3 protein-coding genes and 1 pseudogene are annotated in these 2137 nt (G+C 59.1%); 2 read left to right on the top strand and 2 right to left on the bottom strand.

Annotation, left to right across the window (positions count from 1 at the left end; all coding sequences use genetic code 11):
• A partial coding sequence (locus EN893_RS30505; protein ID WP_128362038.1) for a homogentisate 1,2-dioxygenase occupies positions 1-630 on the bottom strand: 630 nt, incomplete at its 3' end.
• An 88-nt stretch (positions 631-718) separates the two neighbouring features.
• On the opposite strand from EN893_RS30505, the gene EN893_RS30500 reads away from it, so the two are divergent.
• Both EN893_RS30500 and EN893_RS30495 read left to right on the top strand, forming a co-directional pair.
• A complete protein-coding gene (locus EN893_RS30500; protein WP_127269414.1) occupies positions 719-1192 on the top strand; it encodes a MarR family transcriptional regulator in 474 nt (157 codons plus the stop codon).
• A gap of 154 nt (positions 1193-1346) precedes the next feature.
• A complete protein-coding gene (locus EN893_RS30495) occupies positions 1347-1853 on the top strand; it encodes a DUF2380 domain-containing protein (RefSeq protein ID WP_127269415.1) in 507 nt (168 codons plus the stop codon).
• A gap of 7 nt (positions 1854-1860) precedes the next feature.
• Here the strand turns inward: EN893_RS30495 and tdh are convergent.
• Positions 1861-2137 (bottom strand): annotated as a pseudogene (tdh, locus tag EN893_RS30490) (L-threonine 3-dehydrogenase); the annotation flags it as partial.

Raw genomic sequence — 2137 nt, 5'->3', positions numbered from 1 at the left:
GTCGGGCAGCGTCAACTTGGCGCCGTAGTTCTCGCAGACGTAGCCGCGCACTTCCTTGTCGACCAGCTCGACCTTGAAGACCAGACCGCGTGGCAGCACCGCGATCTCGCCGGGCCGCAGCTCAATGACGCCCATCTCGGTGACGAAGCGCAATGCGCCGACCTGCGGCACGACCAGCAATTCACCGTCGGAGTTGAAGAAATGGTCGTCGACCATCGAGCGGTTGGCGACATAGACATGTGCCGCCATGCCGGTCTGGCCGAGCACGTCGCCTGATGTGGTGATGCTGCGCATGCCGGCGATAAAATCGGTCGGCTCTTTCGGCATCGGCACCGGATTCCAGCGGTATTGGCCAAGCGCCAACTCATGATCGCCGACATTGGGCGCACTCTTCCACAAGGGATAGCTCGCAGGCTTGAAGCGGCCAGTGTGCTTGACGCTCGGCCGGATCCGGTAGAGCCAAGAGCGCTCATTGGTGCCGCGCGGGGCGGTGAAGGGCGAGCCCGAAAGCTGCTCGGCATAGAGGCCGTAGGCCGGCCGCTGCGGGGAGTTCCGTCCTTGTGGCAGCGAACCGGGCAGCGTCTCGGTTTCGAAGTCGTTGCCGAAACCCGGCATGTAGGAAAAGGCCATTGCTTCCTCCCCGGAATGGATCTCAATTGACCAAACTGGTTTCATTTGTAACCATTGAAAATGTAACCATCAATGGCGGCTTTGAAAAATGGCGATCAAGAGCGAAGCGTCCGACGCGCCTGAAATTCTCAATCTGGAAAATTTCCTGCCCTACCGGCTCTACCGGCTTGCCGACGCCGTCAGCCGCGAATTTTCGCGGATTTACAAGGATAGCCACGGCCTGACGCGGCCGGAATGGCGCACCCTTTCGGGGCTGGGGCAGCATGGAACGATGACGGCGTCTGCAATCGGTGAGCAATCGGCCATGCACAAGACAAAGGTTTCGCGCGCTGTCGCCGAGCTCGAACGGCGGCGCTGGCTGACGCGAAAACCGGACGAAAAAGACCGCCGTATCGAACATCTGACGCTGACCGGAACGGGACTTGCCGCCTATCGCGAGATGGTGGCGCTGGCCAAGGCGTTCGAACGGGATTTGCTGGCAAGGCTCAGCGCTGAAGAGCGCACGGCGATCACCAGCGGACTGGCTGCATTGGAGACCAGTCTGGTCCCGAGCATGGGTTAGTCCAAGATCAAGCCAATCACTCTGAACGACGGAGTTCGAGCGAACCTGCGTGGGAACTCCCACCGCAGCCAAAGCATAGCATTGCTTTCGATTTGATCGTGATTTGCGTTGTCAGGCCGCGTATAATGCCCATTACACCGACGGGAGGACTACGATGAGCATTCGCGCCTTAAGTGTCCTGGTGACGCTACTTGTAGGCACGTGCACATTTGCGCAGGCCCAGCAGACAAAGCCGATGTCGATCGAAGTGTTCCCTTTCGAATTGGAGGACAAGAGCGCCGGGGCGGGAATAATTCCCCCAGATGAATATGACAGGCGCTATCTGTCGGAATCGGCACAAGTTGCAAAGGACATGCTCTCCCAGTCTGGGCGCTTTACAGTAATTGATGTGCCGGCGAGGGATACACAGGCTGCTGCGCCGCACGGATTGCGCAACTGCGCTGGTTGTGAAGGACCGATTGCCAAGGAGCACGGCGCGTCGCTTGCCTTGCTTGGCGTCGTAACGCGCGTCAACCGAACGGAACATACTATGTTCATTCGCATCCTTGACGCCGAAACCGGGAGACATGTTTCGGAGGGGTTTACCGATCTTCGCATGGGTGCGAACCACGCATGGCCCCGCTCCGTGAAATGGCTGATGAAAAACAGAATCCTGCGCTAGGCGGCATCTACCAGTCCATCACCACCTTGCCGGAACTGCCGCTGCGCATCGCATCGAAGCCGGCCTGAAAATCGTCGATGCCGATGCGGTGGGTGATCAGGCCGGAGACATCCAGCGGGCCCTGCACAAGCGCGATCATCTTGTACCAGGTTTCGAACATCTCGCGGCCGTAGATGCCCTTGAGATGCAGCATCTTGAAGATGACCTTGTTCCAGTCGATCTCGAAGCCGGTCGGCGCGATGCCCAGAATGGCGATCTTGCCGCCATTGTTCATGGTGTCGATC

This window comes from Mesorhizobium sp. M7A.F.Ca.CA.004.04.2.1, assembly GCF_004022825.1.
Lineage (GTDB): Bacteria > Pseudomonadota > Alphaproteobacteria > Rhizobiales > Rhizobiaceae > Mesorhizobium.
The sequence above is the reverse complement of the archived record's forward strand: the minus strand, read 5'-3'. Positions and strand labels throughout refer to the sequence as shown.